This window comes from Dietzia sp. B19, assembly GCF_014145155.1.
GTDB classification, from domain to species: Bacteria; Actinomycetota; Actinomycetes; order Mycobacteriales; family Mycobacteriaceae; genus Dietzia; species Dietzia natronolimnaea.
This window is the reverse complement of sequence record NZ_JAALED010000386.1, coordinates 1-1,785: the sequence shown is the minus strand read 5'-3', so window position 1 is coordinate 1,785 and position 1,785 is coordinate 1. Positions and strand designations below refer to the sequence as shown.

Genomic DNA, 1,785 nt, shown 5'->3' with positions numbered 1-1,785 from the left:
GGGCACCGGCCGGCCGGCCACCACACCGCCCGGGTAGTAGTGCGGGGTCTTGTCGCTCGGCTCGGTCGCCGCGGTCATCGTGCGGCCGTCGACCTCGACGGTCCGGTCCTCGGTCACCCGGCCGGCGCGCTCCTGCCCGTCGGTCGTGGGCAGCTCCGGACCGGGATCCAGGCCCATCGCCGAACGCGCGGCCCGCACGTAGTACAGACCCTCGAGGGCGGTGTCCTTCGCGAGCTCCGTCTGGACCGGTGTGCGCGCGTTCTCCAGCTCCGTCACGGCCGCGGTGTAGCGCTCGGAGGCGTCTGCCATCGCCTGCTTGGACGCCTCGTCGGTGCCGTCGAGGTTGAACACCTGACCGCCGAGCCGTTCGACCCAGCGCGCGGCCTCGGCGCGGTAGTCCTCGATATGGCGGTTGTGCTGCATTTCCAGTTGGGTCTGGCCCTTGTTCTGACTGCGGGAGACCACGGCGACAGCAACGGCGATCACTGCGGCGATGAGGAGGAATTCCACGGATCGACCTTTCTCGGTACTACTTCACCAGCGTACCGAGATTGTGTCCCGCCGGTCAGCGGCCGTCGGGCTCGGAGTGCGCCGCCCGATCGAGTCCCAGTTCCGCCAGCACGGACTCGGTGTCCGCGCCGTGGGGGCGGGGCCCGAACCGCACGGATCCCGGGGTGTCGGACAGCTTGATCGGGATGCCGACACTGCGGTATCCGTCGCGCTCGACGACCATCTCGCGATGCAGCACCTGGGGCATGGACAACGCCTCACCCACGTCGTTCACCGCCCCGGAGGGCACCCCGACCGCGCGGAGTCGATCCGTCAGGTCGTCCCGACGGAGCCCTGCGACGAGACCACCGAGGATCGCGCGCAGCTCCTCGGAGTGGCGCAGTCGGTCCGAGTTCGTGAGGAAGCGGGGGTCGTCGACCAGCGCGGGCGCGTCCACCGCCTCCGCCAGCGCCCGGAACTGACGATCGTTTCCGGCGCCGATGAAGAACGGTCCGTCCGAGCAGCTGAAGGTCTCGTACGGACAGATGGTCGGGTGCGCCACCCCGGTGCGCACCGGGGCCTCGCCCGTGGCGAACCACGTGCCCGCGTGCGGGTGCAGGATCGACACCGCGTTGTCGAGCAGGGCGAGGTCGACCAGCTGGCCGCGCCCGGTCGTGGCCCGTACGTGCAGCGCCATGAGGATGCCACTCATCGCGTTGAGACTGGTGACGATGTCCACCAACGGGATCCCGATCCGCATGGCCGCTCCGTCGGGCTCGCCGTTGATACTCATCAGCCCGGAGAGCCCCTGGAGCACCGCGTCGTATCCGGGTGCGCCTCCGAGCGGTCCGTCCACCCCGTAGCCGGTGATGCGGCAGTGGACCAAGCGGGGGAAGCGCTCGGCCAGCTCGTCGTCGCCGAACCCCCACTTCGCCAGGGTGCCGGCCTTGAAGTTCTCGAGGAGCACGTCGGCCTCGTCGAGCAGCCTGGCGAGAACCGCCTGACCCTCCTCACTGCGCAGATCGAGACTGATGTTCCGCTTGTTCCGGTTGAGCCCGTCGAAGTACGCGCTGTGGTCATCTCGCACGAACGGTGGCCCCCAGCCACGGGTCTCGTCCCCACCCGGCGGTTCGACCTTGATCACGTCGGCGCCGTGGTCGGCCAGCATCTGGCCGCACAGCGGTCCGGCGAGGACCCGGGCCAGATCCACGACGCGGATGTCGGTGAGCGCGCCGGTCCGTGGCGGCTCGGTCGGCCGTGGCTCAGTCGGGTGCGGCTCGGCCGGCTGCGGCTCGG

The 1,785-nt window shown here is 70.3% G+C and carries 1 protein-coding gene and 1 pseudogene; both read right to left on the bottom strand.

Annotated elements, in window-relative coordinates:
* Window positions 1-510 (bottom strand): annotated as a pseudogene (locus G6020_RS11380) (DUF1542 domain-containing protein); the annotation flags it as partial.
* Window positions 511-565: 55 nt separating this feature from the next.
* A complete protein-coding gene (locus G6020_RS11375) occupies window positions 566-1,708 on the bottom strand; it encodes a CoA transferase (protein ID WP_182610706.1) in 1,143 nt (380 codons plus the stop codon).
* Window positions 1,709-1,785: the final 77 nt, after the last annotated feature.